This is a genomic window from Microvirga sp. Mcv34, from assembly GCF_024519725.1.
Classification (GTDB): domain Bacteria; phylum Pseudomonadota; class Alphaproteobacteria; order Rhizobiales; family Beijerinckiaceae; genus Microvirga.
Genome location: NZ_JALJRK010000038.1, coordinates 1 through 24,129, shown reverse-complemented (window position 1 = coordinate 24,129; position 24,129 = coordinate 1). Strand labels below are relative to the sequence as shown.

The window sequence follows — 24,129 nt, the reverse complement described above, 5'->3', positions numbered from 1 at the left end:
TTTTGTCCGCTTCGGCGGGGGTTAGGCGGTTCAGGTTCAGACCCTTTCTCAATAGCACTCGATGGTGCCGACCCTTAAGATAATGCGGGAAGGCCCCATTTTTCAACGTCTCCCGGTAGGAGAAGTTCGTCTCGATTGGCGCAGCTGGGTGGACGACAGGTGCGAGCGCGGCCCGTGCAGGAACACCCAGGCCGGCGGGCAAAGCCCCGGCAGGGCAGGGGCCTTGCCTTCTGCGATCCGGCTGGAGGACAGCGCCGTGGCGCTTCGGGACCCCATGGCCTTCAGTGTCCAGCCGGGCCGGTCGATCACCGCCATGGGCATCATCCGGGCGATACGCCGCCAGCCGCGCCAGCGATGGAAGCTCGCCAGGTTGTCCGCCCCCATGATCCAGACGAAGCGAACGCCCGGATAGCGCCGCTTGAGATAGGTCAGGGTGTCCACCGTGTAGCGGGCCCCGATCTCCTCCTCGAAGGCGGTTACATCGATGCGGGGATCATCGGAAACCCGCCGGGCCTCCTCCACGCGCATCGCGGTCGTCGCCAGCTCGCCGGTATCCTTCAGGGGATTGCCCGGGGTGACGATCCACCAGACCCGGTCGAGCCCGAGCCGCTTCAGGGCCATGCGGCTCACATGGCGGTGCCCCGCATGGGCCGGGTTGAACGAGCCTCCGTACAATCCGACACGCATGCCGGGAGCGATCCGCGGCAGGCGGGGCAGACCCGAGGGCCTGATGCGGAAACGGGACGGGCTCAGCTTCACGGGCGCGTCTGGCCCGTGCCGCGGATGCGGTATTTGAAGGATGTCAGCTGCTCCACGCCGACCGGGCCGCGGGCATGCATGCGCCCCGTGGCGATGCCGATCTCGGCGCCGAACCCGAACTCGCCGCCATCGGCGAACTGGGTCGAGGCGTTGTGGAGCACGATGGCCGAATCGACCTCGGCCAGGAAGCGCTCGGCGGCCGCCTCATCGTCCGTGACGATGGAATCCGTGTGATGGGAGCCGTAGGTCTCGATATGGGCGAGCGCGGCATCGAGACCGTCTACGACGCGGGCCGAGATGATGGCGTCGAGATATTCCGTGCGCCAATCCTCTTCGCTGGCCGGCGTGACGCGCGGATCGGCCGCCTGGACGGCCTCGTCGCCGCGCACGGCGCAGCCCGCGTCGAGCAGCATGGCCACGAGGGGCTCGAGATGCGTGCCCTCGCAGGCACGGTCCACCAGCAGGGTCTCGGCGGACCCGCAGACGCCGGTGCGGCGCATCTTGGCGTTCATGACGACGGCCTTGGCCATCTCCAGATCGGCGGCGCCATGCACGTAGACATGGTTGAGCCCTTCGAGATGGGCGAAGACCGGTACCCGCGCCTCGTCCTGGACCCGTGCCACGAGGCTCTTGCCGCCGCGGGGCACGATCACGTCGAGATTGCCGTCGAGGCCCGAGAGCATGGCCCCCACGGCGGCCCGGTCCCGGGTCGGCACGAGGCGGATCGCATCGGCCGGCAGGCCCGCCTGCTCCAGCCCTTCGCCCATGGCCTCGGCGATGGTGGAGGAGGTGCGGAAGCTCTCGGAGCCGGCCCGCAGGATCGCCGCATTGCCGGCCTTGAGGCACAGCGCTCCCGCGTCGGCCGTCACGTTGGGACGGCTCTCGAAGATCACGCCGATCACCCCGAGCGGGGTCGCCACGCGTTCGATCTTCAGGCCGTTGGGGCGTTCGAACCGGGCGAGCACGCGGCCGACCGGATCGGGCAGGTCCGCGATGCTCTCGACCGCCTGGGCAATCGCTTCGAGGCGCTCCGGGTTGAGGACGAGACGGTCGATGAAGGCGGAGGTCTGGCCCTTGGCCTTCGCGTCGGCCAGATCCTCGGCATTGGCCGCCAGGATCGCGTCCGCGCGGGTCCGGATGCATGCCGCCATGGCCCGCAGGGCCGCGTTCTTGTCCTCGGCACCGGCCAGCGCCACCCGCCGGGACGCCGCGCGGGCGCGGCGGCCGAGGTCAGCCATGAGAGCCTGGATGGTGCCGCTTTCGGTCATCGTGAGATCGTCCATGATCCGTCTGCTTCCTCGCGCTCCTGCGCGCATGTCATCGGGCGTCGTCGCCGATCGCCAGCGCCATGTCGTCCCGGTGAATCATCTCGGTCCGGCCCGGATAGCCGAGGATGCCCTCGATCTCGCGGCTCGGGCGGCCGATGATGCGCGCCGCATCCTCCGCGTCGTAGGCCACGAGGCCCCGGCCGAGCACACGGTTCTCGCTGCGGATGATGACCGCGTCGCCGCGGCGGAAGGCGCCCTCGATCCGGCGCACGCCCACCGGCAGCAGGCTGGCGCCGCCCTGGAGCGCCCGCTCGGCGCCCTCGTCCACATAGAGCGTGCCGCGCGGCTCGAGCGCTCCGGCGATCCAGGTCTTGCGCGCGGTGGCGGGATTGGACGGGGTGAGGAACCAGGTGCAGCGCCCGCCCTCGGCGACGCGCTTCAGGGGGTTCTTCGTGCGCCCGTCGGCGATGATCATGTGCGTGCCGCCGGCCGTGGCGATCTTGCCCGCCTCGACCTTGGTGCGCATGCCGCCCCGCGACAGCTCGGAGGCGGCCCCGCCGGCCATGGCCTCGATGGCGGGCGTGATCCGCTCGACCACCGGGATGAGCTCGGCATTCGGGTCTAACGCGGGCGGCGCCGTGTAGAGCCCGTCGATGTCGGAGAAGAGAACCAGAAGGTCCGCGCCGATCATGGTGGCGACGCGGGCGGCCAACCGATCGTTGTCGCCGTAGCGGATTTCGGAGGTCGCGACCGTGTCGTTCTCGTTGACCACGGGCACGGCCCGCATTTCGAGCAGCTTCAGGGTCGTCGCCCGGGCATTGAGGTAGCGGCGGCGCTCCTCCGTGTCGGCGAGCGTCACCAGGATCTGGCCCGCCGTGATGCCGTGATGCGCCAGCACCTCCGACCAGGTGCGCGCCAGCGTGATCTGGCCCACGGCGGCGGCGGCCTGGCTTTCCTCGAGCCGCAGCGGGCCGGAGGGAAGTCCCAGGACCGTGCGCCCCATGGCGATGGCGCCCGAGGAGACGACGAGAACGTCGGCGCCCTTGGCATGAAGGTCGGCGATATCCTCGGCCAGCGCCGCGAGCCAGGCATGGTTCAGCCGCCCGCGGGCCCGGTCGACCAGCAGGGAGGAGCCGACTTTGAGGACCACACGGCGGAATTGGCGAAGATCGGGGCTCACGGATGCCACTCGTCCTGGGGCCGGGCGGGTTCGTCTTCGATCTTGGCCTGGTCGATCACGGTGAGGAGCGCCTGAAGCACTTCCTGCACGCCCTGGCCCGATGCGGAAGAGATCACCTGAGGGGTCTGCTTGCTGGCCTTCTTGAGCTTCTTCAGCTGCTCCTTGAGCGTCTCCTCGTCCAGGGCATCGGCCTTGGAGAGGGCGACGATCTCGGGCTTATCGGAAAGCCCGTGGCCATAGGCCTCGATCTCATGGCGGACCGTCCTGTAGGCCTCGCCCGCATCCTCGCTGGTGCCTTCCACCAGATGCAGCAGCACCCGGCAGCGTTCCACGTGGCTCAGGAACTTGTCGCCGAGGCCCACGCCCTCGGAGGCGCCTTCGATCAGGCCCGGAATATCCGCCAGCACGAATTCGCGGCCATAGGCGCGCACGACCCCGAGGCCTGGATGGAGCGTGGTGAAGGGGTAATCGGCGATCTTCGGCTTCGCCGCGGTGGTCGTCGCCAGGAAGGTTGACTTGCCCGCGTTGGGAAGCCCCACGAGACCGGCATCGGCGATCAGCTTGAGCCGCAGGATCAGCGTGCGTTCCTCGCCCTCCTGGCCCGGATTGGCCCGGCGCGGGGCGCGGTTGGTCGAAGTGGTGAAATAGGCGTTGCCGAAGCCGCCGTTGCCGCCCTTCGCCAGGAGCACCTTCTGGCCCACATGAGTCATGTCGGCGATGACGGTCTCGCCGTCCTCCTCCAGGATCTCGGTGCCGGCCGGGACCTTGAGGACCGCGTCGGCTCCCTTGGCGCCGGCCCGGTTCTTGCCCATGCCGTGGCCGCCGGTCTTGGCCTTGAAATGCTGCTGGTAGCGATAGTCGATCAGGGTGTTCAGCCCCTCGACGCATTCCGCCCACACGTCGCCGCCGCGGCCGCCGTCGCCGCCGTCCGGTCCGCCGAACTCGATGAACTTTTCACGGCGAAACGACACGGCGCCGCCGCCGCCATTGCCGGAGCGAATATAGATCTTGGCTTGGTCGAGAAATTTCATAACCCGCATCCTTTACGGGACTGGAGCATTTTTCGCAAAAGCCGATCGGCTCCCGCGGTTAAAAAATGCTCCCGTCCCTGTCATGGCGCGGGAGCAACGCAGACAAGCGTGGAAGCGCTCCCGCCATCACGGGCGCGCTTCCTGTTCTTCAGCACGCGAGGGACATCTCCCGGTCCACCTCGACCTCGACGGAGAGGGGTTCGCGCACGAGGCCGGTGTGGCTCCAGCTCTTCAGGCTCTCCCAGGCCCGCCGGTCGAGGCGGAAATGGTCGGCCGGGTAGAGGCCGCCCCGGGCCGGCAACTCGATGAGCCCGGCGCCCTGATAGGCGAAGCCGCACTTCTCCAGCACCCGCCGGGAGGCCGGGTTGATGACCCGGGCCGACGCGGTGAGCTCATCCCCATCGCCATAGGCGAAGAAGGCGTCGATGAGCGCGCGGGCCGCCTCGGTGGCATAGCCCTTGCCCCAGTATGGGGTGCCGAGCCAATAGCCCAGCTCGGGCTTGCCCGTTTCCGGACCTGGACCGATGCCGACCATGCCGATGAGGCTGTTGGGCTTGCCCTTGGGCGTGATGGCGAGCTGCAGGGCCTGGCCGTCCGCATTGGACCGCCGGGACATGAAGATAAATCGCTCGGCATCGTCCGGGTGGTACGGATGCGGAATTCGCGCCGTCATCTCCGCGACCGATTTCTCACCGGCGAGGCGTACGATGGCTTGAGCATCCGCGAGTCGGGCCCAGCGGAGCCACAGGCCGCGGGTCTCGAGGCGGAAAACATCGTCACGGGTGAGGTCGGGAAACATCGTCTTGCTCCGATCCGTTGGGCCCTCCCTGGGCCCGAGAAATGACGAAGGGGAGGTGGACATCCCACCTCCCCTGTCGATTTCGGATCGGAGCTTGGCCTTTTAGGGCCTGTTAGGAGCTCTGAACCCGCCGGGTCGGTGTGATGCCGGCAGGAGCTCCTTCGTTTCGCTCTTGCCGTTTACTCTGCGGCCTCTTGGGCCGGTACAACCGATACGAAAGCTCGGCCTTGACGCGTAAGGAATCGGACTCGGCCATCGGCCGTGGCAAAGAGGGTGTGGTCTTTGCCCATGCCGACATTGGCGCCGGCATGCCATTTCGTGCCGCGCTGACGAATAATGATGTTGCCGGCGATAACCTGCTGATCGCCGAACTTCTTGACGCCCAGACGACGGCCTGCGGAGTCGCGGCCGTTGCGAGACGAACCGCCTGCTTTTTTGTGAGCCATGGGTTACTCCCGTGTTCCTGTGTGATGCCTACGCTTATTCAGCGGTGGCCGGCGCAGCTTCGTCAGCCGCAGCCTTGGTGGTCTTCTTGGCCGCAGCCTTCTTGGGCTTCGCGCCACCGGCGAGGATCTCGGTGATCCGCACGACGGTGTAGTCCTGGCGATGCCCGCGCTTGCGGCGCGAATTCTGGCGACGGCGCTTCTTGAAGGAAATGACCTTCTCGCCGCGGGTGTGTTCCACCACCTCGCCTGCCACGGTCACGCCCTCGACGAGGGGGGCGCCCACCTGGGTCGAGCCGTCGTTCGTGACCATAAGAACCTGGTCGAAGGTGACGGCGGTGCCAGGCTCGCCTGCGAGCGTGGCGACGGTGATGACGTCGTTGGCGGCAACGCGATACTGCTTGCCGCCGGTCTTGATCACTGCGAACATCTTGATCCTCGTGTTCAAACCCAATTCTCAGCGGGGAGAGCCCCGTTGGATTGGCTTTTTGGCAGTTTCCGGCTTCGGTTCACGGCAGCTTGAGCCGCCGCATGGATATGAGCAGGCACTCGTGCCCGTTCATAGAGGACGCCTGACTACGGGCGATCTTTGCATTTGTCAATCAAAAACCTTGCTTTTGGTGCTTGAAGACCCGCCAAGCCCATGATATCCACCCGGCCTCAACCAGCGGGCCCGACGGCCTTCGCACCCCGGAGAGGTGGCAGAGTGGTTGAATGCACCGCACTCGAAATGCGGCATACGGGCAACCGTATCGGGAGTTCGAATCTCCCCCTCTCCGCCATTTAACCCTCTGAATTTGCAGCTCTTCGGATGATCGCCGGAAGGTCCGGCACAGCCCGTCCATCAATTCGTCAGCCAGGGACTCGAACCTTCGAGTGCCTTATCGCGCCGTGCAGATATCCGGAGCCGGCCGGCGTTGCGGCAGGTCTGAGGTTTCGCGGATGCGCGATAGCCAGCGTGATGGATCGGCAGCCGTGCCGATTCTCCACGGACATGGCTTTGCCGGCAGGCCCTCGTGGGATCTGCTCTGGCCTTCTCGTGGTGTGGAGATGATGCCTTTGCCGCAGGGCGAGGGGAGGGGCGGGTGTCGCGCCCTCCCATTCTCGAACGGGATCGTCAGCGGGTCGGGACCGGCTTCTCGCCGCGATAATCGTAGAACCCGCGCTTGGTCTTCCGGCCGAGCCAGCCGGCTTCCACGTATTTCACCAGGAGCGGGCAGGGGCGGTACTTGGAATCGGCCAAGCCCTCGTGCAGCACCTGCATGATCGACAGGCAGGTGTCCAGGCCGATGAAATCGGCGAGTTGCAGCGGGCCCATGGGATGGTTGGCGCCGAGCCGCATGGCCGTGTCGATGGCTTCGACCGAGCCCACGCCCTCGTAGAGCGTGTAGATCGCCTCGTTGATCATCGGCAGCAGGATGCGGTTGACGATGAAGGCCGGGAAATCCTCCGAAACGGTCGAGGTCTTGCCGAGCTTCGCGATGAATTCCTTGGCGGATTCGTAGGTGTGGTCCTCGGTGGCGATGCCGCGGATCAGCTCGACGAGCTGCATCACCGGAACCGGGTTCATGAAGTGGATGCCGATGAACCGCTCCGGCCGGTCGGTCGCGGCGGCGAGGCGCGTGATCGAGATCGACGAGGTGTTGGTGGCGAGCAGCGCGTCCGGGCGGAGCGAGGGGCTGAGATTGGTGAAGATCTTGCGCTTCACCTCCTCGTTCTCGGTCGCAGCTTCGATGACGATATCGCAGACGGCCAGGTCGTCGTAGGTGCGGGCCGGCTTGATCCGCTCGAGCGCGGACTGCCGGTCGGCATCGGTGATGACGCCCTTGGAGACCTGACGCGCCATGTTGCCATTGATCGTGGCAAGACCGGCATTGATCCGATCTTCAGAGAGATCGTTCAGCCGGACGTTCAACCCCGCGATCGAGCAGACATGGGCGATGCCGCTGCCCATCTGTCCGGCGCCGACAACGCCAACCGTTTTGATCTCTATGCCCATCTGACCTGCTGCCTGCATCCAATCGCCACATGCGGCCGGGCGGATGGCCGCCCGGACCGTCACTATTCCTGACCTTATTGACCAGCTTTGGTCAACTCCTCCTTCAATTCCGGCAGGATCTGGAAGAGGTCGCCGACGAGGCCGTAATCGGCCACCTGGAAGATCGGGGCCTCCTCGTCCTTGTTGATCGCGACGATCACCTTGGAATCCTTCATGCCGGCCAGATGCTGAATGGCCCCTGAAATCCCCACCGCGATGTAGAGATCGGGCGCCACCACCTTGCCGGTCTGACCCACCTGCCAGTCGTTGGGAGCATAACCCGCATCGACGGCCGCGCGCGAGGCGCCCATGGCCGCACCGAGCTTGTCGGCGATGGGCTCGATGTATTGCTTGAAGGCATCCGCCGAGCCGAGGGACCGTCCACCGGAAATGATGATCTTCGCCGAGGTGAGCTCGGGCCGGTCGGTCTGGGCGATCTCCTCGCCCTTGAAGCTGGACACGCCCGGATCCTCGGCGGCATTCACTGTCTCGATGGCGGCGGCACCGCCTTCACCGGCCGCCGGAAAGGCGGCGGTGCGAACCGTGATCACCTTCTTGGAGTCGGTGGCCTGCACGGTCTGGATGGCGTTGCCGGCATAGATCGGCCGCTCGAAGGTGTCGGGCGACACCACCTTGATGATGTCGGAAACCTGCATCACGTCGAGAAGGGCAGCCACGCGCGGCATGATGTTCTTGCCCTTGCTGGTGGCGGGCGCCACCAGGGTATCGTAGGAACCGGCCAGCGACACGATGAGGGCTGCCGTCGGCTCGGCGAGCTGGTGCTCGTAAGCGGGCGCATCGGCGAGCAGCACCTTCTCCACGCCCTCACACTTGGCGGCCGCTTCGGCGGCGGCCTTGGCGTTGGAGCCGGCGACCAGCACATGCACCGGAGCCCCCAGAGCCTTGGCGGCCGAGAGCGCCTTGTGGGTGGCGTCCTTGAGGTGAGCGTTGTCGTGCTCGGCGATCAGAAGAGTGGTCATTGTTGGTCTTCTCCTTAGAGCACGCCGGCTTCGACTTTGAGCTTCTGGACCAGTTCGGCCACGGAACCGACCTTCACGCCCGCCTTGCGGCCGCCGGGCTCGGCGGTCTTGACCACCTTCAGGCGAGGGGCCACGTCGACGCCGAGGGTCTCGGGGCTGGTCTCGTCGAGGGGCTTCTTCTTGGCCTTCATGATATTGGGCAGCGAGGCATAGCGCGGCTCGTTGAGGCGCAGGTCCGTGGTCACGATGGCGGGCAGCTTCAGGCCGACCGTCTGCAGACCGCCGTCGACCTCGCGGGTCACGTCGATGGAGCCCTCGGCCACGTTCACCTTGAACGCGAAGGTGCCCTGCGGCCAGCCGAGCAGGGCGGCGAGCATCTGGCCGGTCTGATTCGAATCGTCGTCGATGGCCTGCTTGCCCATGATGACGAGGTCGGGCTTCTCCTGCTCGACCACCTTGGCCAGGATCTTGGCGACGGCAAGCGGTTCGACGGGGGCGTCGGTCTTGACCAGGATGCCCCTGTCGGCGCCCATGGCGAGCGCGGTGCGGATGGTTTCTCCAGCCTGCTGCGGGCCGATGGACACAGCGACGATCTCGGTGGCCTTGCCCTGCTCCTTCAGGCGAACCGCTTCCTCGACGGCGATCTCGTCGAAGGGGTTCATGGACATCTTGATGTTGGCCAGTTCCACGCCCGACCCGTCCGGCTTCACCCGGATCTTCACGTTGTAGTCCACAACCCGCTTCACGCAGACAAGAAGCTTCATTCGTTTGTCCTCACCAAAGGTCGGATCCGGATATGGCCGAAAGCCAGCTCTCCGGACATATAGGAAAAAGGCGGATCGGAACCTAGAGCATCGGGCCGAAAAGTGGAAACCACTTTTCGGGGACATCCGATGCTATGGTCCTGCTCCAACGGCACTCGTCAGGGCGGCGCCCGGAGCTCCTGCGCCTGGGCGCGGGCAAGTACGGGATCGTACCGGCGGCGCATGAGCGGAATGAGAATAGCGCCCACGACGAAGCCGCCAAGATGGGCGAACCAGCCTACGCTCTCGTCCCCGCCGAGAAAGGCCGAGGCGAGCTGCAGGGCGAACCAGAGGCCAATGGTCCAATAGGCGGGAAGGTGCAGGGGAATGCCCTTCAGGAACAGGCCCCAGATCTTCACCCGCGGATAGAGAATGAGATAGGCGGCCACCACGCCCGACACGCCGCCGGAGGCCCCGATCAGGGGCCGGTGGGGTTCGGTGGTGATGAAGGCATGGGCGAGGCTCGCGGCCATCCCGCAGAGCAGGAAGAAGACGATGAAGCGGACATGCCCCATCGCGTCCTCCACGTTGTCGCCGAACACCCAGAGGAACAGCATGTTGCCGATCAGGTGGAACAGCGAGCCGTGCAGGAAGATGTTGGTGGCGAGCGTCATCTCGGCCGGGACGAAGGGATAGCCTTCCGGCAGAACCTCGGTTCCGAACAGGACCGACGGGATGAAGCCCAGGCCGCCCACCACCGCGTCTTCGCCGAGAGGGCCGTAGAAGGTGAAGAGATAGGCGACCACGCAGAGGCCGATCAGAAACCGCGTCGCGAGCGGCGTCTTCATGTTCTTGAGCGGGACGCCATCGTGAAGCGGAAGAAACATGGGGCCGATCCTAGCGCATCGTGCGGAAAAGTGGATCCGGTTTTCCGCGCCTGACGATGCGCTCTTCATGAGGCGCATCGTGCGGAAAAGTAGCCCCATTTTTTGGCCGTTGCCCTAACGGTTCTGTCCGGGCACCCAGAGGACGTCGAGCGCGCCCTTGTCGTTGACGTAGCGGGACGCGACGAAGAGAAAATCCGACAGGCGGTTTAGGTATTTCACGGCTTCCGGAGACACCTTCTCGTCCGGCTTGTCCATGAGCTCCACCACAAGGCGCTCGGCGCGACGGCTGACCGTGCGGGCGAGGTGGAGGGCCGCTGCGGCGGGCGTCCCGCCGGGAAGGACGAAGGAGCGCAGAACCGACAGCTCCGCGTTGAGCCGGTCGATCTCCTGTTCGAGGCGATCGACCTGTCCCTGCGTGATGCGCAGTGGCTCGTAGGGGAGGGGCTTGTCCGTTTCGACGGTGGCGAGATCGGCGCCGAGATCGAAGAGGTCGTTCTGGATGCGGCCGAGCATCGCGTCGATCTCATGGCCCTGCGTGTGCAGGCGAACCAGGCCGATGCAGGCATTGGTCTCGTCGACCGTGCCGTAGGCTTCGATGCGCAGATCGGATTTCGGGCGACGTCCGCCTGCGGCCAGGGCGGTGGTGCCCTTGTCGCCGGTGCGGGTGTAGATGCGGTTGAGGACGACCATGCAAAGCCCGAAAGTTGGGGTTCAGTTAGAACGAATACCCAACCCGCGCGCCGACATTCGTCAAGCCTCTATTCTCGTCCGAACAGGTGCCGCCATTGGAGAGATGCTCGACGGTCGCCATCACGCTCCAATTGGCCGAGAGCCGCACGCCGACCGAGCCCGATTCGCGGAAGAGGGGCGAACACCCGAGTTCCTGGCGATGGGCCAGCGGATGATCCTTGCCGTTATGAAAGGCGCCGCCGAAGCTGCCCTCGACGAAGATGTCGGGCGTGACGTCGACAGTCCAGGACAGGCCCGCATAGGCGAAGCTCGTTCGGCCGTCGAAGTTCAGGCTGCCGCCCACATGGGGCCGGGGAATGAAATAGCTGGTGAAAAGGTCCGAAGCTGTAAACGGTTTCGAAAAAAGGATTTCGCCGGTGAGATTGGCGGAGCCGTTCTGTCCTTCCGGACCCCATGGATCCTGAGCGGAGAATCCAAAACGGAACTCCGACAGCAGGCTCGGCTGGGCTGAGGCCTGGGAGGAACTCGTTTGCCGCTTTTCGGAGCCTAGGACGCCCGACGTCCCCATGAAGAGGACGAGAAGGCTCATGCCTATGGCTGGGCTGATGCGCATCAAGAGATCCGTAACTGAATAAAAAATGAGGCCATCAGGCTACGCCTTTATGGCTAACGTTCTCTTAATACAAACCGTGGCGAAAAAGTGTCAATACGAAGGTGCCTGGCGCCTCATGTGGCCGACAGGCACAGGTTTTTGCACCTCTCCAAACGTCATGTCGCAACGTCATGCAGCGCGCCACCAGATCACGCCCATGATCACGATGATCGCCACGAACTGAAGCAGGACGCGCAGGCGCATGAGATGCTGCGACCGATTGGCATTACCGCCACGCAGCATGTTGATCAGGCCCAGAAGCAGCACGAAGGCGACGGCCACCACGGCAATCGGCACAAGCAAATCGGCGAAACTCGTCATCTTGATTCCATCGAGAAGGTCGCGCGACCGTGGCGCGAACACGCCGGAGAGGCAAGAGGACCGTTTGCCCTCATGTCAATTCCGCCGCAGCAGCCGCTCGAAATAATCCAGCTCTTCCTGCGGTCGGCTCGGGTCGCCCAGCTTGCGCCGCAATTCTTCCAAGATCCGCTGAGCCCGTTGGGCGGGGGATTGGTTGGCGCTCGGCACGTCGACGCGCCCGTCGGAATAATCCCGGTTTCGCGTGGGCCGTCCCAGCGGATCGGTGTCGCGCTGTCCCGCCTGCTGGTTGCCTTGCGGGGTGCCCTGGCCGGGCTGGTCGCCGGCCTGTTCGTTCCCCTGGCCGTCGCCCTGCTGCATCTGTTGCATCTGCTGGGCCATGCCCTGCATGCCGCGCCGGAGGTTTTCCAGCGCCCGGCCCTGGGCATCGACCGCCGGGCCGTCCTGACCCTGGCCCAGCGCGCCTTCGGCCTCGCGCATGGCCTGCTCGGCATCGCCCAGGCCCTGCTCGTTCTGCATGCCCATGCCCTGCATGCGGCGCTGCAGTTCTTCCAGCTTCTCCCGCAAAGCCTGTTGGCGCTGTCTTAGGCCGAGGGGATCCTGGTCCTGGCTGCCCTGACCGTTCTCGGCCTGCTCCTGATCCTCGCCCTGCTGACCTTGCTGGCCCTGTTGGCGCTGACCCTGCTGCCGCTGGCCCTGCCGCTGTCCTTGGCGGGGGCGGTCGCCCTGCTGCATGCGCCGGTTCTGGCCGTCGCGGAAGGTCTCGTCGCGCAGGTTCTGCTGCTCGCGCGCCATGTCCTCCATGTCCTGCATGGCCTGGTTCATCTCGCGCCCGAGCGGATCGGTCATGCGGCTGTTGGGCTGCGCCGTCTGTAGATTCTCGAGAATGTTGCGCAACTGCTCGAGAAGCCGCTGGGCCTCGGCCACGTCGCCCCGGCGCATGGCGTCTTCCATCTGCCGCAGCATGCGGTTGAGGTCGTCCTGAGAGATCATCCGATCCGGCGGCGTGCGCTGGTTCTGATCCTGCGACTGCTGGTTCTGCTGCATGCGCTGGGCGAATTCGCGCAGGAACTTGTCCATGGCCCGCCGCAGCTCGTCCGTGAGGCGGCGGATCTCCTCGTCCGGCGCGCCCCGATCCATGGCCTCCTTCAGGCGGTCCTGGGCGGCGCGCAGGTCCCGCTCCGCGTCGGAGAGGTTGCCGTCCTCGATCTGGAGCGCCATGGCCCAGAGCCAGTCGGCCACATCGAGCAGCTGCTGGTCGGTCTTGGCGACGCGCAGGCGCTCCGCGCCGGTCCGCAGGCCCATGAACACGCCCCATTGCGGCGTGTATTCCTCCGGGGCGATAAGTAGCGCATCGAGCGCCACCTGAACGCGCTTGCGGTCATCGGGCGCGAGAACGAGGTTGCGCCGCTGCTCCACCAGCGCCTTGGCGAGAGGATTGGTGAAGGGGCGTTGGGGCAGGGTGAAGGTGATCTTCTCGCTCTGCGCCTCCTGGCCGGCTTCGTCCTTGGCTTTGAGCTGGATCGTCACCGGCGCGCCGGCCCAGGCGTGGTTCGTGAGATCCACCGGCGACTTGGTGTCCGGGGCGTTCTCCTCATGGCTCGGCAGAGCCAGGGTGATCTGGGGAGCGGGGACAAGGGAGCGCCCCTTGCTGTTGTCGGCCTTCTCCACGACGCCGTCGAGGGAGACGATGCCGTAATCGTCCTTGCCCTTGTAGCTCAAGGTGAAGGTCCCGCGCGCATTGACCTCGGGCGGCGCGGTGAAGGCGATCTCGGGCAGCCGGTCGGGAATAGCCTCGATATTCAGCGTCACGCTGTGGGCGAAGCCCGTGCTGACCGTCAGCTCGCTCGATCCGTCGAGGACGTAGCGCTCCTCGCGCATGTCGGCGCGCTGATTGGCCTTGGCCGGGAGGGGTGTCAGGCCCTTGCCGGGGGTGACCTCCGCGCTGCCCTCGCCGGCGATCCGGATCACCACGGTCGAGTGAATCGGGGCGCGCAGGTTCTGGCCCCGCGCCAGGTCGATCATCAGCGGCGGCGTGCGGGTATAGAGGGGCGGATCGATCCATCCGTCGATCCGGAAGGACGGGGAGGCGGTCTCGAGCTTTCGCCAGTCGAAGGCCGCGGCCAGCCGCGAGCCGATCTCCGGTCCCGCCACGAAGGCGCTCGCCACCAGGGCGAGAAGCCCTGCGGCGCGTAAGGCATAGCGGTCGCGCTTCGGCATGTCGGGCTGGGGCAGGCCGACGCGCATGCGGCCGACGGCCTCCTCGGCGCGCTTGCGATGCAGCGCCCAGAGGGCCTTGGTGCCGGGATCCGCCGCGCCGAGGGCCAGCGTATCGTCGAGGACGCGGGCCGGGCCGTGGCTCAGGCCCGTATCCCGGTCGAGCCGATCGAGGGCGCGCGTCCGGCTGGGCATGCGCAGGCGAAGGAGTGGCCAGAGCGACAGGAGGAGGGCCGCCGTGAAGAGCCCCAGGCCGATGGAGCGCCAAAGGCGCGGGAGGTCGAGCCAGAGCCCGAGCCAGGAGAGGGTGAAGAACAGGAGAACGATGGCGAACGGCAGCCAGAGCCGGGGCCAGGCTTCCTCCCACCAGAGGGACCAGCGCGCATGAGCGACCAGGCGCCCGAACCGCTGGTTCAGGGGGCTGTGTCCTGGCGACGGGTTCGGGCCTTCGCTCATGCCAAACATCTCCCGCTGCACGGAATGTGCAGGTGCCCCCGTCAAAAAGCTAGCACGCGAGACCCGGATGACCAGCGGTCAATTGCGCTCGCAGCTTCAAGAAGAGGTGACCGGTCGGAGATCTCAATCTTTCGGGCGGCCCATTGTTCGAGGAAGACCTTGCCGCAGCCCACCTCTCCCCGGATCTCGGGTGTTCCCGAGATCCGTTCCTGCAAGCCCAAGTCGGGAACACCCGACTTGGGATGGGGAGAGGTCGAGCGGAGCGAGGGTGAGGGGGGAAAGGTCCATCCGGAGAGGGCGTAACCCCTCACCCGCCGCGCTGACGCGCGTCGACCTCTCCCTCAAGGAGAGGTGGACCCGCGCCATAACTTCAACGGCTATTGCTCACGGGCCGGCTGGGCTCTTATGTGCGCGGTAGGTCGTATTCAGCCGCGCCGCGCGTCAGGTCAGCCAGTCCGGAACCCGGTCGAGCCCGATCAGCTCTTCATAGGTCGGGCGCGGGCGCACCACGGCATGGTCGTCGCCGCGGACGAGCACCTCGGGCACGAGCCGGCGGGTGTTGTAGGTGCTGGCCTGGACCGCCCCGTAGGCACCGGCGGTCATGATGGCGATGAGATCGCCGGCCTTGACCTCCGGCATGTCCCGGGAGAGGGCGAGGTAATCGCCGGTCTCGCAGACGGGGCCGACCACGTCGGCGACGATGCGCGGCGTGGCGGGCGAGGCCTCGGCGACCGGCTTGATGTCGTGATGGGCTTCGTAGAGCGTCGGACGGATGAGGTCGTTCATGGCGGCATCGACGATCACGAAGGGCTTGTCGGCACCCTGCTTGACGTAGATGACCCGGGCGATGAGAACGCCCGCATTGCCGGCGATCAGGCGGCCCATCTCGAAGACGAGCTTGAGGCCGAGATCCTTGGTGTGGCGCTTGACGATCGCCGCATAGGCCTGCGGATCCGGCGGGGGCTCGTTGTTCTCGCGATAGGGGATGCCGAGGCCGCCGCCGAGATCGATGTGGTGAAGTTTGTGCCCGTCGGCCATCAGGTCCCGGGCCAGCTCTGCGAGCAGGGCAGTCGCGTTGTCGTAAGGGGCCAGATCCGTGATCTGGCTGCCGATATGCATGTCGACCCCGGTGACGGCGATCCCCTTGAGCGCCGCCGCCCTCGCATAGACCTCCCGGGCCCGGGCGATGGGAATGCCGAACTTGTTCTCGGACTTGCCGGTCGAGATCTTGGCGTGGGTCTTGGCATCCACGTCCGGGTTGATGCGGATCGACACGGGAGCGCGCGCGCTCTTGGAGAGGGCGACCTCGGACAGGGCCTCGAGCTCCGGCTCCGATTCCACGTTGAAGCAGAGGATGCCGCTGTCGAGGGCGAAGGCCATCTCGGACCGGGTCTTGCCGACGCCCGAGAACACGATCCGCTCGCCAGGGACGCCGGCGGCCAGCGCGCGGCGCAGCTCGCCCTCGGACACGATGTCCATGCCGGCTCCGAGGCGGCCGAGCGTCCGGAGCACGGCCTGGTTGGAATTGGCCTTCATGGCATAGCAGACGAGGGCGTCCGTATCGGCGAAGGCTTCGGCGAAGACCCGGTAGTGGCGCTCCAGGGTGGCCGAGGAATAGCAATAGAACGGCGTTCCGACCTCGTCTGCGAGGCGGCTCAGATCGACGCCCTCCGCGTGGAGGACGCCGTCACGATAGGCAAAGTGGTGCATCGAAAAGCCTAGAGCAGCGGGTCGAGGATAAAGGGCTTGTCCGGGATCGTGTAGCCCTGGTTGGCCTTGGATCGGGGCGTGCCGACCGGGGAGGGCAGGGTGGCGTCGCTCGTCGGCACCTGGGTCTGGGTCTCGGCCGCCTGGGCGGACGCATCCGGCGGCGGCTCGAGGGCGCCGCGTCGGCCGCAGGCGGTCAGACCGAGGACGAGAAGGCCCGCAACCACAACCGCGCGGGGGAAAGTCAGGCTGGACGACATTACAAGCTCCGAAACGTGGCCGCACCATAGCGGGAAGCGTTTGAGGATGCGAGAGGCAAGCGCATCGTGCGGAAAAGTGGATCCGGTTTTCTGCACCGAACGACGCGCCAGCCAAGAGAGGAAGCATCGGAATCGATGCTTTAGGTGTGGAAGAAAGCGGGCCGCGCTCAACGCTTTCGTGATGGGCGAAACGGCCGCGCCTCCGCATTCGGGCTTGAGGCTTGCGCAAAAAAGCGCCACATCACCGGCCATGTCGAACGCAGTGAATTTCCGGAAGAGCTGGCTTCTCGGTCTCGGCGCCCTCGCGGTCGCCGGAGGCGCTGCGGCCGCCTGGTATGGCCTTGCGCCCCACGATCCCATGGCGGCGGGCGTCGCCGAATGCCGCGCCTCGCAGCCGACGGCGGAACGCCTGAAGCCGCTCGCCAAGGGCGAGGTGGCGGCCGTCGGGGTGAGCCATGCCCCGAAGCCGCCGCCGGTCATCGCCTTCAACGGCCCCGAAGGGCAGCCGATGAGCCTGTCGGACTTCAAGGGCAAGACGATCCTGGTCAATCTCTGGGCCACCTGGTGCGTGCCGTGCCGCCAGGAAATGCCGGCCCTCGACAAGCTCCAGACGGAGCTGGGCGGTCCCGATTTCCAGGTTGTCGCCATCAATGTCGATACCCGCAACCGCGAAAAGCCGAAGGCCTGGCTGCAGGAGAACGGCATCCGGAACCTAGCCTATCACGCGGATCCGGAGGGCAAGCTGCTGCAGGTGCTGCAGAAATCCGGCCACGTGGTCGGCCTGCCCACCACCTTCGTGGTCGATCCTTCAGGCTGCGAGATCGCCCTGCTGAAGGGACCGGCCGAATGGGCTTCTCCCGATGCCGTTGCGTTCATGAAGGCCGCCCTGAACCGTCCCTGACGGGCGGTCCGGGGTCAGGCCGCATAGAGCCGGACGGGAGCCTCGAAGCCTTTCAGGCGATACTCGCGCCCTTCGCCTCTCACCATATCGCGCCCGGCGCGATCGTAAACGGCCCGGGTCACCAGGATTTCGCCCGTCGCGGCTGCAGCCTGGGCGCGGGCCGCCGTGTTCACCACGGGTCCGATCGCCGTCAGATCGCGATGCGACCGGCCGAATTCTCCGAAACTCGCCACGCCGGAATCGATGCCGATCCCGACTCCGAGATCGGTGTCGCCGAGGGCATCATGTTCAGAGAGCAGGGTCCTGCGGCGGATCTCGCAGCGGCGCAGGATCTCGCGCCCGGCCCGCACCGCCTGCTCGGCATGGTTCGGCTGCTGGATGGGGAAGTTGAAGAGCGCCATGACGGAGTCGCCGATGGTCTTGTTGAGCAGGCCGTCATAGTCCCAGATCGCCTCCGCGCATTCATCGTAGAAGGCATCGAGCAGGGATGAGACCGCGTCGGCCGGGAGCGACTGCGACAGGGCCGTGTAGCCCCTGAGGTCGGCAAAAAGGACCGACACATCGACGGGGATTTTGCGGGCCTTCATGATCCGCGTGAACATGAGCTCGCAGACCGTGCAGGTATTCGGGTTCATCCGGCTCGGGCGAATGCCGAAGACGCGAAAGGGCACGGAAGCCGGCCCTCGGAGAGGGACAGGGATGCGAAGCTGCTGCCAGCACCCCTTGCAGATCCTGGACTGGACGGGCGCCATAGCTGTGCCCTTCAACGTCGCGGGGAACCGGTTCGATGGGCGGACCGGTCCCGCTGCTCATCGCCGCACAAGGATGTCGGCTGCCCAGGGTACCACTCCCCACGGGAGCGGCCAACCGACGTTGTCCAAAGGTCAGGCCGGGAAAGCCCCGCCGCCGTCGGGAATGCCGATTTCGCCGGAAAAGGCCGGCTTCGAGAGCCGCCAGGGACGGTCCATGGCCTGGCGGGCCTCGCCGCGCTGGAGGCGGCGTGGGGTGCCGTCGGCCAGGATTTCCTCGATGACCAGAAACCCCAGCGCCTGGAGCATGACGGCCGCCGCCTTCGTGGCCCGGTCATCCGCCCGGACGGAGAGCGAGCCTGCGGCGTAGATCCGCTCCATCAGGCTCCTGGGATGGTGAGCCACGGCCTTACGCGGCTTGAAGGCGACGACATTCGTCTCGGGTTCGAACATGGACAAAGCCCCTTCTCGCCGCTCCTTTTTATTGTTTGGCGAGCGGCTCTTCTGTTGCGTTCAGCACAGTCCGAGAGCATCGGATCCGATGCTCTCTCCTTTGCCGAGTGCATCGTTGATGCGGAAAGCCGGATCCACTTTTCCGCACGAGGCACCATTATGCCGAAAACTGAGCCGTTTAAGGAATGCGACATAAAACGCCCCCTTCCTTGCGGGCGCGCATGAAAAAGGCGGGGCCATGGCCCCGCCTTGGTTCCGTCGAAGCGATCGCCCTCAGGCGCTCTGCTGGACCTGGATGCCCTTGTCGGCGAAGAGCTGCTGCAGCTCGCCGGCCTGGAACATCTCGCGGGTGATGTCGCAGCCGCCGACGAACTCGCCCTTCACGTAGAGCTGGGGAATGGTCGGCCAGTTGGAATAGTCCTTGATCCCCTGGCGGATGGTCTCATCCTCGAGGACGTTGACGCCCTTGTAGGGCACGCCGAGATAGTTGAGGATCTGGACGACCTGGCCCGAGAACCCGCACATGGGGAATTGCGGCGTGCCCTTCATGAACAGCACGACGTCGTTGGACTTCACTTCGTTGTCGATGATCTGGTTGGCGTCAGCCATGGATGTCTCCTTCGTCCCAGCGGTCAAGGCGCCGGGCTTGCCTCAATTGTCGGGTGCCACGGTCGTCAATGCAAGGGCGTGAAGCACGCCCCCCATGCGTCCTTGCAGCGCTGCATAGACCATCTGGTGCTGCTGGACCCGCGACTTCCCCTTGAAGGCCGAGGAGGTGACGGTGGCGGCATAGTGATCGCCGTCGCCGGCCAGGTCCTTAATCTCGACCACCGCGTCGGGCAGCGCGGCCTTGATCATGCTTTCGATTTCACGGGAATCCATAGGCATGAATCAAACTCCTTATGACTTGCCGGTCATGTATTCCGGCAGCCAGGCTTCGTGCGCTGCCTTCAATTGCTTCACGGATATGGCCTGTTGGCCAGGCAGAATCAACGCGTCGCCCCCCGTAACGCCCAAGGTCACGGCCGGGATGCCGACGGCGCCGGCCGCGTAGAGGATGTCGGCGGCCGCATCCTCGTCGACGGCGATGAGGTAGCGGGCCTGGTCTTCGCCGAAGAGGAAGGCATGAAGGGCTAGGCCCTCGGGAACGGCCGTGATCTCGGCGCCCACCTGGCCGGCCATCGCCATTTCGGCGAGCGCGAGGGCGATGCCGCCGTCCGAGACGTCGTGGACGGTCTTGACCTGGCCCGAGCGGATGAGCTGGCGCACGAAATCGCCGTTGCGCTTCTCGCTCGCGAGGTCGACCGGCGGCGGGGCGCCTTCCTCCCGGCCGCAGACGTCCCGGAGGTAGATCGACTGGCCGAGCCAGCCTTGCGTCGCGCCGATGAGGATGATGGCCTCGCCCTCCTGCCGGAAGGCGATGGAGGCGTTGACCGTCACGTCGTCGAGGAGGCCGACGCCGCCGATGGCCGGGGTCGGCAGGATGCCCTGGCCGTTGGTCTCATTGTAGAGCGACACGTTGCCGGACACGACCGGGAAGTCGAGCGCCTTGCAGGCCTCGCCGATGCCCCGGACGCAGCCGACGAACTGGCCCATGGATTCGGGCCGCTCGGGGCTGGCGAAGTTGAGGTTGTCGGTGATGGCGAGCGGCAGGCCGCCCACGGCTGTGATGTTGCGCCAGGCTTCCGCCACCGCCTGCTTGCCGCCCTCGAAGGGATCGGCCTCGCAATAGCGCGGCGTCACGTCGGTGGTGAGCGCAAGGCCCTTGGGGCCGTCCTCGACGCGCACGATGGCGGCGTCGCCGCCCGGCGTCTGGACCGTGTTGCCGAGGATCAGGTGGTCGTACTGCTCCCAGACCCAGCGCTTGGAGCTCTGGTCCGGCGAGCCGACGAGCTTGAGCAGCGCCTCGGCCTCGGACATCGGGGCCTTCACGCTGTTCGGCGCGATGACCGGCTGCTTGGGGCTCTCGACCCAGGGGCGGTCATAGAGCGGAGCCTCGTCGCCCAGCTCCTTGATCGGGAGGTCGGCCTTCACCTCACCCTGGTGCTTGATGACGAAGCGGAGCGTATCGGTGGTCTTGCCGATGACGGCGAAGTCCAGGCCCCATTTGTGGAAGATGGCCTCGGCCTCCTTCTCCATGCCGGGCTTGAGTACCATGAGCATGCGCTCCTGGCTCTCGGACAGCATCATCTCGTAGGCGGTCATGCCCTCCTCGCGGCAGGGCACCTTGTCGAGGTCGAGCTCGATGCCGAGATTGCCCTTCGCGCCCATCTCGACCGCCGAGCTGGTGAGGCCGGCCGCGCCCATGTCCTGAATGGCGATCACAGCGCCGGATTTCATGAGTTCGAGGCAGGCTTCGAGCAGGAGCTTCTCGGCGAAGGGGTCGCCTACCTGAACCGTGGGGCGCTTCTCCTCGGACGCGTCGTCGAACTCGGCCGACGCCATGGTGGCGCCGTGGATGCCGTCGCGGCCGGTCTTGGAGCCGAGATAGACGATCGGGTTCCCGACGCCGGTGGCCTTCGCGTAGAAGATCTCGTCCGTGCGGGCGAGGCCCACCGCCATGGCGTTGACGAGGATGTTGCCGTTGTAGCGCTTGTCGAACCCGACGCTGCCGCCGACCGTCGGCACGCCGAAGGAATTGCCGTAGCCGCCGATGCCCGCCACCACGCCCGAGACGAGGTGAGGGGTCTTGGGGTGATCGGGCTCGCCGAAGCGCAGGAAGTTCAGCGACGCGATGGGGCGCGCCCCCATGGTGAACACGTCGCGGAGGATGCCGCCGACGCCCGTCGCCGCGCCCTGGTAGGGCTCGATGAAGGACGGGTGGTTGTGGCTTTCCATCTTGAAGATGCAGGCGAGCCCGTCGCCGATATCGATCACGCCCGCGTTCTCGCCCGGTCCCTGGATGACCCAGGGAGCCTTGGTGGGCAGGCCGCGCAGGTGGATGCGGGAGGACTTGTACGAGCAATGCTCGTTCCACATGGCCGACACGATGCCGAGTTCTGTGATGGTCGGCTCGCGGCCGATCAGGTTCACGAAGCGCTCGTATTCATCCGGCTTCAACCCGTGCTCCTTGACCAGCTCCGGGGTGATGGCGACGTCGTTGCGGATCATCGGGGTCTCGCAATGTTTACCCTCTCCCGGTTGGGAGGGGGGAGGGACAATCAGATACCCTCATCCTGAGGAGGGCCGTCAGGCCTGTCTCGAAGGACGAGGGCTGCGGGGGCGTTTCGTCCCCGCTTCTTGGATCAGGCCGCTTTCGGAAAGCTCGACACGAGGCTCTCGAACAGGCCGCGCCCGTCGGTGCCGCCCACGAGGTCTTCGATCAGGTTTTCCGGATGGGGCATCATGCCGAGCACGTTGAGCTTGTCGGAATAGATGCCCGCAATCGCGTTCATGGAGCCGTTGCGGTTGGAATCGGCCGTGATGTGGCCCTGCGCGTCGGAATAGCGGAAGGCCACCAAGCCTTCGCCTTCAAGGCGCTTCAGGGTCTCCTCGTCGGCCGTGTAGTTGCCCTCGCCATGCGCCACGCAGACGTCGATGGCCTGCCCCTTGGAATAGGCCCGGGTGAAGGCGGTGTCGTTGCGCTCGACGCGCAGGAACTGCCGGTGGCAGATGAATTTCAGATTGGCGTTGCGCATCAGGATTCCGGGGAGAAGCCCGGATTCGCACAGGATCTGGAAGCCGTTGCAGATGCCGAGCACGAGGCCGCCCCGGGCCGCATGGGCGCGGACCGCATCCATCACGGTGGCGCGGCCGGCGATGGCGCCGCAGCGCAGATAATCGCCGTAGGAGAAGCCGCCCGGCAGGACCACGAGATCCGTGCCCTTCGGCAGCTCGGTCTCGGCGTGCCAGACCTTCTCCGCCTGGGACCCGGCCGATTTGAGCGCCCGCAGCACATCGCCTTCGCGATTGGAGCCGGGGAAGACGATGACGGCAGATTTCATCAGTTCATCCTTCTATCGTCATGGCCGGGCTCGTCCCGGCCATCCACGCCTTACGGCGCGGCAAAAACGTGGATGCCCGGATCAAGTCCGGGCATGACGGTCAGGTCAGTTCGACGCGATAGTTTTCGATGACCGTGTTGGCGAGCAGTTTCTCGCAGGCCGCCTTGAGGGCGGCTTCGGCCTTGGCCTTGTCCGTGGTTCCGAGCTCGATGTCGAAGACCTTGCCCTGGCGGACCCCGTCGATGCCTTCGACCCCGAGGGACTTGAGGGCGCCTTCGATGGCCTTCCCTTGGGGATCAAGAACGCCGTTCTTGAGGGTCACGGTGACGCGCGCTTTCATGGGGGCCTCGGGCTGTTGAGATTTGGCCAAGGCCATAAAGAATTTAGCCGCAAGAGACAACGGGCTTGAAGCACGATCCGGTGAAGTGGATGCCGGTTCACCGAAAGATCGCGCGGCAGGCTCTATGAGCCTAATTCGCGGGCAGCGACTTCCTTGGCCCTTTCGCGCACAACATCGGGGGCTTCGCCGATCACCAGGACGACCTCAAGGTCGCCTCCGGACCGTCGCCCGAGGGCTGCTCCATAGGCCGGCCGCTTGCCGCCGTCGGACGGGGCGAGCTCGATGGCGAAGCCGGGATAAGGAGAATCCTTGAGGCGCTCGACGCTGATCCGGGTCTTGACCGGCTTCTCCCGGCCCGCGGGCGAGCGCAGCGCCCGGGCCAGACGTTCCGGGTCCCTCAGGACGGCGTCCGTGATGTCCGCATCCTTGCCCGAGAGGCGAATGACGCTCACGGCAAGGCCCGGGCTGCACTCGGGCGGAGCGCAGAAGGCTAGCGCGATGGGTTCGGCCCGATCCTCGGCCAACCACTTCCGTAAAGGCAGGGCGTCCCAGGGCGGACCCGACGGGAGGCCCGCGACCTGACGGGGAAGGTAGCCGCAGCTCGCTACAGTCAGGCCGAAGATCAGGACGAGCAGGCTGGAACGCAACAGGCGGAATGGCATGGGCTATCTATGCGCGAAACGAGCCCGGAGGGAAATGGGGAGAAGGCGAAATCTCCGCGACCTTCCTCCGCGCTTCGCGTCCTTCCGTTCGGGTCCGTGTGCCTGCCCGTTCAGGGCTGGGGATGGTCCCCTCGACGTCATGGCCGGGCTTGTCCCGGCCATCCCGATAGCTTGAAGCGCCGCGTCTCAACTGATCGGGATCACCGGCACGAGGCCGGTGATGACGTGGTAGGCGCGATTGCCGCTCCGGCACACGTGCGTCGGCCGTGCCACCCTTCACCGTCATAGCCGCAGCTGTTGCGGTCACTCACGTCTATGCCGTGGGTGGCCGGGTCTGATCCCCGCATCAAGTTCGGGGACGGCCACGACGTCGAGAGGATAAGAGCCCCGGCGATATGTTCTTACTTTGTTCTTGACAGAAGCTTGAACCTTAGCTATATCATTGCACAGCCTGATCCGACGAGGGGCGCGCTTCGCGAGGCGTCGCAAGTTGTGGGATCGGGTACGGTCCTGTCCGCCGGTCACGCAGCCGGCGCCAGGAGGCCCTTGGCAGCCTTGTGCTGATCCCAAGTCTAAACGCCTAAAAGAACCGTGCGGGACGAGCAGTTCGGCTCTCACCTTCACCACTAGAGATCGAGCCGGGCTGCCCGAC

General features: G+C 66.0%; 26 protein-coding genes and 1 tRNA gene. 2 read left to right on the top strand and 25 right to left on the bottom strand.

Annotated elements, in window-relative coordinates; genetic code table 11:
- Window positions 1-102: 102 nt before the first annotated feature.
- The 7 genes from OC446_RS18820 to rplU form a co-directional block, all read right to left on the bottom strand.
- Complete coding sequence (locus OC446_RS18820; protein ID WP_262030556.1) at window positions 103-759, bottom strand: nicotinate-nucleotide adenylyltransferase; 657 nt, start codon at window positions 757-759, stop codon at window positions 103-105.
- Window positions 756-2,042, bottom strand: coding sequence for a glutamate-5-semialdehyde dehydrogenase (locus OC446_RS18815; RefSeq protein WP_262030555.1), 1,287 nt, complete (start codon window positions 2,040-2,042; stop codon window positions 756-758). Before OC446_RS18815 ends, OC446_RS18820 begins: the two co-directional genes overlap by 4 nt.
- Before the next feature lie 34 nt (window positions 2,043-2,076).
- On the bottom strand, window positions 2,077-3,207 hold the full coding sequence (proB, locus tag OC446_RS18810; RefSeq protein WP_262030554.1) for a glutamate 5-kinase: 1,131 nt from the start codon (window positions 3,205-3,207) through the stop codon (window positions 2,077-2,079).
- On the bottom strand, window positions 3,204-4,238 hold the full coding sequence (obgE, locus tag OC446_RS18805; protein ID WP_262030553.1) for a GTPase ObgE: 1,035 nt from the start codon (window positions 4,236-4,238) through the stop codon (window positions 3,204-3,206). Before obgE ends, proB begins: the two co-directional genes overlap by 4 nt.
- A 148-nt stretch (window positions 4,239-4,386) precedes the next feature.
- Entirely contained in the window at window positions 4,387-5,037 is a 651-nt protein-coding gene (locus OC446_RS18800) for a GNAT family N-acetyltransferase (protein ID WP_262030552.1), read from the bottom strand.
- Between the two features lie 179 nt (window positions 5,038-5,216).
- Window positions 5,217-5,483 carry a 50S ribosomal protein L27 gene (gene rpmA, locus OC446_RS18795; RefSeq protein WP_134494466.1) on the bottom strand — a complete coding sequence of 89 codons (267 nt, stop codon included), beginning with the start codon at window positions 5,481-5,483 and terminating at the stop codon, window positions 5,217-5,219.
- Between the two features lie 34 nt (window positions 5,484-5,517).
- Complete coding sequence (gene rplU, locus OC446_RS18790; protein ID WP_009763278.1) at window positions 5,518-5,910, bottom strand: 50S ribosomal protein L21; 393 nt, start codon at window positions 5,908-5,910, stop codon at window positions 5,518-5,520.
- Between the two features lie 262 nt (window positions 5,911-6,172).
- Between rplU and OC446_RS18785 the strand changes: the two genes are divergently transcribed.
- Window positions 6,173-6,262: transfer RNA gene (locus OC446_RS18785), tRNA-Ser, on the top strand.
- Between the two features lie 335 nt (window positions 6,263-6,597).
- Here OC446_RS18785 and OC446_RS18780 read toward each other — a convergent pair.
- The 10 genes from OC446_RS18780 to lptM all read right to left on the bottom strand — a co-directional run bounded on the left by OC446_RS18780 (window position 6,598) and on the right by lptM (window position 16,428).
- Window positions 6,598-7,479 carry a 3-hydroxybutyryl-CoA dehydrogenase gene (locus tag OC446_RS18780; RefSeq protein ID WP_262030551.1) on the bottom strand — a complete coding sequence of 294 codons (882 nt, stop codon included), beginning with the start codon at window positions 7,477-7,479 and terminating at the stop codon, window positions 6,598-6,600.
- 74 nt (window positions 7,480-7,553) lie between these two features.
- Window positions 7,554-8,498 carry an electron transfer flavoprotein subunit alpha/FixB family protein gene (locus tag OC446_RS18775; RefSeq protein ID WP_262030550.1) on the bottom strand — a complete coding sequence of 315 codons (945 nt, stop codon included), beginning with the start codon at window positions 8,496-8,498 and terminating at the stop codon, window positions 7,554-7,556.
- 14 nt (window positions 8,499-8,512) lie between these two features.
- On the bottom strand, window positions 8,513-9,262 hold the full coding sequence (locus tag OC446_RS18770; protein ID WP_262030549.1) for an electron transfer flavoprotein subunit beta/FixA family protein: 750 nt from the start codon (window positions 9,260-9,262) through the stop codon (window positions 8,513-8,515).
- 158 nt (window positions 9,263-9,420) lie between these two features.
- On the bottom strand, window positions 9,421-10,128 hold the full coding sequence (locus tag OC446_RS18765; RefSeq protein ID WP_262030548.1) for a rhomboid family intramembrane serine protease: 708 nt from the start codon (window positions 10,126-10,128) through the stop codon (window positions 9,421-9,423).
- Window positions 10,129-10,242: 114 nt separating this feature from the next.
- Window positions 10,243-10,818, bottom strand: coding sequence for a cob(I)yrinic acid a,c-diamide adenosyltransferase (locus OC446_RS18760; protein ID WP_262030547.1), 576 nt, complete (start codon window positions 10,816-10,818; stop codon window positions 10,243-10,245).
- A gap of 25 nt (window positions 10,819-10,843) precedes the next feature.
- Window positions 10,844-11,431 carry an acyloxyacyl hydrolase gene (locus OC446_RS18755; RefSeq protein WP_262030546.1) on the bottom strand — a complete coding sequence of 196 codons (588 nt, stop codon included), beginning with the start codon at window positions 11,429-11,431 and terminating at the stop codon, window positions 10,844-10,846.
- Between the two features lie 168 nt (window positions 11,432-11,599).
- Window positions 11,600-11,791: a twin transmembrane helix small protein gene (locus OC446_RS18750; protein WP_262030545.1), complete on the bottom strand. Its 192-nt coding sequence runs from the start codon at window positions 11,789-11,791 to the stop codon at window positions 11,600-11,602.
- 75 nt (window positions 11,792-11,866) lie between these two features.
- Complete coding sequence (locus tag OC446_RS18745; protein WP_262030544.1) at window positions 11,867-14,461, bottom strand: TIGR02302 family protein; 2,595 nt, start codon at window positions 14,459-14,461, stop codon at window positions 11,867-11,869.
- 441 nt (window positions 14,462-14,902) lie between these two features.
- Window positions 14,903-16,171 carry a diaminopimelate decarboxylase gene (lysA, locus tag OC446_RS18740; RefSeq protein WP_262030543.1) on the bottom strand — a complete coding sequence of 423 codons (1,269 nt, stop codon included), beginning with the start codon at window positions 16,169-16,171 and terminating at the stop codon, window positions 14,903-14,905.
- A gap of 8 nt (window positions 16,172-16,179) precedes the next feature.
- Window positions 16,180-16,428 (bottom strand): LPS translocon maturation chaperone LptM, encoded by a 249-nt coding sequence (lptM, locus tag OC446_RS18735; RefSeq protein WP_262030542.1) that lies wholly within the window; start codon window positions 16,426-16,428, stop codon window positions 16,180-16,182.
- Window positions 16,429-16,678: 250 nt separating this feature from the next.
- On the opposite strand from lptM, the gene tlpA reads away from it, so the two are divergent.
- On the top strand, window positions 16,679-17,329 hold the full coding sequence (gene tlpA, locus OC446_RS18730; RefSeq protein ID WP_262030541.1) for a thiol:disulfide interchange protein TlpA: 651 nt from the start codon (window positions 16,679-16,681) through the stop codon (window positions 17,327-17,329).
- A gap of 14 nt (window positions 17,330-17,343) precedes the next feature.
- Here the strand turns inward: tlpA and OC446_RS18725 are convergent, their stop codons facing one another.
- From OC446_RS18725 to OC446_RS18690, 8 genes are all read right to left on the bottom strand, one after another.
- The gene (locus OC446_RS18725) at window positions 17,344-18,081 is read right to left on the bottom strand and encodes an adenylate/guanylate cyclase domain-containing protein (protein ID WP_262030540.1); all 738 of its coding nucleotides are present in this window, start codon (window positions 18,079-18,081) and stop codon (window positions 17,344-17,346) included.
- Window positions 18,082-18,213: 132 nt separating this feature from the next.
- The gene (locus OC446_RS18720) at window positions 18,214-18,531 is read right to left on the bottom strand and encodes a hypothetical protein (protein WP_262030539.1); all 318 of its coding nucleotides are present in this window, start codon (window positions 18,529-18,531) and stop codon (window positions 18,214-18,216) included.
- 273 nt (window positions 18,532-18,804) lie between these two features.
- The gene (grxD, locus tag OC446_RS18715; RefSeq protein WP_009763309.1) at window positions 18,805-19,140 is read right to left on the bottom strand and encodes a Grx4 family monothiol glutaredoxin; all 336 of its coding nucleotides are present in this window, start codon (window positions 19,138-19,140) and stop codon (window positions 18,805-18,807) included.
- 42 nt (window positions 19,141-19,182) lie between these two features.
- Window positions 19,183-19,419 carry a BolA family protein gene (locus OC446_RS18710; RefSeq protein ID WP_009763310.1) on the bottom strand — a complete coding sequence of 79 codons (237 nt, stop codon included), beginning with the start codon at window positions 19,417-19,419 and terminating at the stop codon, window positions 19,183-19,185.
- Between the two features lie 12 nt (window positions 19,420-19,431).
- Window positions 19,432-21,642, bottom strand: coding sequence for a phosphoribosylformylglycinamidine synthase subunit PurL (gene purL, locus OC446_RS18705; RefSeq protein ID WP_262030538.1), 2,211 nt, complete (start codon window positions 21,640-21,642; stop codon window positions 19,432-19,434).
- Between the two features lie 134 nt (window positions 21,643-21,776).
- Complete coding sequence (gene purQ, locus OC446_RS18700) at window positions 21,777-22,475, bottom strand: phosphoribosylformylglycinamidine synthase subunit PurQ (RefSeq protein ID WP_262030537.1); 699 nt, start codon at window positions 22,473-22,475, stop codon at window positions 21,777-21,779.
- Window positions 22,476-22,575: 100 nt separating this feature from the next.
- Entirely contained in the window at window positions 22,576-22,815 is a 240-nt protein-coding gene (gene purS, locus OC446_RS18695) for a phosphoribosylformylglycinamidine synthase subunit PurS (protein ID WP_009763313.1), read from the bottom strand.
- 122 nt (window positions 22,816-22,937) lie between these two features.
- Window positions 22,938-23,477 carry a hypothetical protein gene (locus OC446_RS18690; RefSeq protein ID WP_262030536.1) on the bottom strand — a complete coding sequence of 180 codons (540 nt, stop codon included), beginning with the start codon at window positions 23,475-23,477 and terminating at the stop codon, window positions 22,938-22,940.
- Between the last annotated feature and the right edge of the window lie 652 nt (window positions 23,478-24,129).

Excerpts from the sequence above, each read along its gene's own strand:
- OC446_RS18770 (WP_262030549.1), bottom strand. The coding sequence starts at position 9,262 with ATGAAGCTTCTTGTCTGCGTGAAGCGGGTTGTGGACTACAACGTGAAG.
- OC446_RS18755 (WP_262030546.1), bottom strand. The coding sequence starts at position 11,431 with ATGCGCATCAGCCCAGCCATAGGCATGAGCCTTCTCGTCCTCTTCATG.
- obgE (WP_262030553.1), bottom strand. The coding sequence starts at position 4,238 with ATGAAATTTCTCGACCAAGCCAAGATCTATATTCGCTCCGGCAATGGC.
- OC446_RS18745 (WP_262030544.1), bottom strand. The coding sequence starts at position 14,461 with ATGAGCGAAGGCCCGAACCCGTCGCCAGGACACAGCCCCCTGAACCAG.
- purQ (WP_262030537.1), bottom strand. The coding sequence starts at position 22,475 with ATGAAATCTGCCGTCATCGTCTTCCCCGGCTCCAATCGCGAAGGCGAT.
- lptM (WP_262030542.1), bottom strand. The coding sequence starts at position 16,428 with ATGTCGTCCAGCCTGACTTTCCCCCGCGCGGTTGTGGTTGCGGGCCTT.
- purL (WP_262030538.1), bottom strand. The coding sequence starts at position 21,642 with ATGATCCGCAACGACGTCGCCATCACCCCGGAGCTGGTCAAGGAGCAC.
- rplU (WP_009763278.1), bottom strand. The coding sequence starts at position 5,910 with ATGTTCGCAGTGATCAAGACCGGCGGCAAGCAGTATCGCGTTGCCGCC.
- OC446_RS18710 (WP_009763310.1), bottom strand. The coding sequence starts at position 19,419 with ATGCCTATGGATTCCCGTGAAATCGAAAGCATGATCAAGGCCGCGCTG.
- OC446_RS18720 (WP_262030539.1), bottom strand. The coding sequence starts at position 18,531 with ATGTTCGAACCCGAGACGAATGTCGTCGCCTTCAAGCCGCGTAAGGCC.
- purS (WP_009763313.1), bottom strand. The coding sequence starts at position 22,815 with ATGAAAGCGCGCGTCACCGTGACCCTCAAGAACGGCGTTCTTGATCCC.
- OC446_RS18725 (WP_262030540.1), bottom strand. The coding sequence starts at position 18,081 with ATGGCGCCCGTCCAGTCCAGGATCTGCAAGGGGTGCTGGCAGCAGCTT.
- OC446_RS18760 (WP_262030547.1), bottom strand. The coding sequence starts at position 10,818 with ATGGTCGTCCTCAACCGCATCTACACCCGCACCGGCGACAAGGGCACC.
- OC446_RS18775 (WP_262030550.1), bottom strand. The coding sequence starts at position 8,498 with ATGACCACTCTTCTGATCGCCGAGCACGACAACGCTCACCTCAAGGAC.
- lysA (WP_262030543.1), bottom strand. The coding sequence starts at position 16,171 with ATGCACCACTTTGCCTATCGTGACGGCGTCCTCCACGCGGAGGGCGTC.
- OC446_RS18750 (WP_262030545.1), bottom strand. The coding sequence starts at position 11,791 with ATGACGAGTTTCGCCGATTTGCTTGTGCCGATTGCCGTGGTGGCCGTC.
- tlpA (WP_262030541.1), top strand. The coding sequence starts at position 16,679 with ATGTCGAACGCAGTGAATTTCCGGAAGAGCTGGCTTCTCGGTCTCGGC.
- grxD (WP_009763309.1), bottom strand. The coding sequence starts at position 19,140 with ATGGCTGACGCCAACCAGATCATCGACAACGAAGTGAAGTCCAACGAC.
- OC446_RS18765 (WP_262030548.1), bottom strand. The coding sequence starts at position 10,128 with ATGTTTCTTCCGCTTCACGATGGCGTCCCGCTCAAGAACATGAAGACG.
- rpmA (WP_134494466.1), bottom strand. The coding sequence starts at position 5,483 with ATGGCTCACAAAAAAGCAGGCGGTTCGTCTCGCAACGGCCGCGACTCC.
- OC446_RS18690 (WP_262030536.1), bottom strand. The coding sequence starts at position 23,477 with ATGCCATTCCGCCTGTTGCGTTCCAGCCTGCTCGTCCTGATCTTCGGC.
- OC446_RS18815 (WP_262030555.1), bottom strand. The coding sequence starts at position 2,042 with ATGGACGATCTCACGATGACCGAAAGCGGCACCATCCAGGCTCTCATG.
- OC446_RS18800 (WP_262030552.1), bottom strand. The coding sequence starts at position 5,037 with ATGTTTCCCGACCTCACCCGTGACGATGTTTTCCGCCTCGAGACCCGC.
- OC446_RS18780 (WP_262030551.1), bottom strand. The coding sequence starts at position 7,479 with ATGGGCATAGAGATCAAAACGGTTGGCGTTGTCGGCGCCGGACAGATG.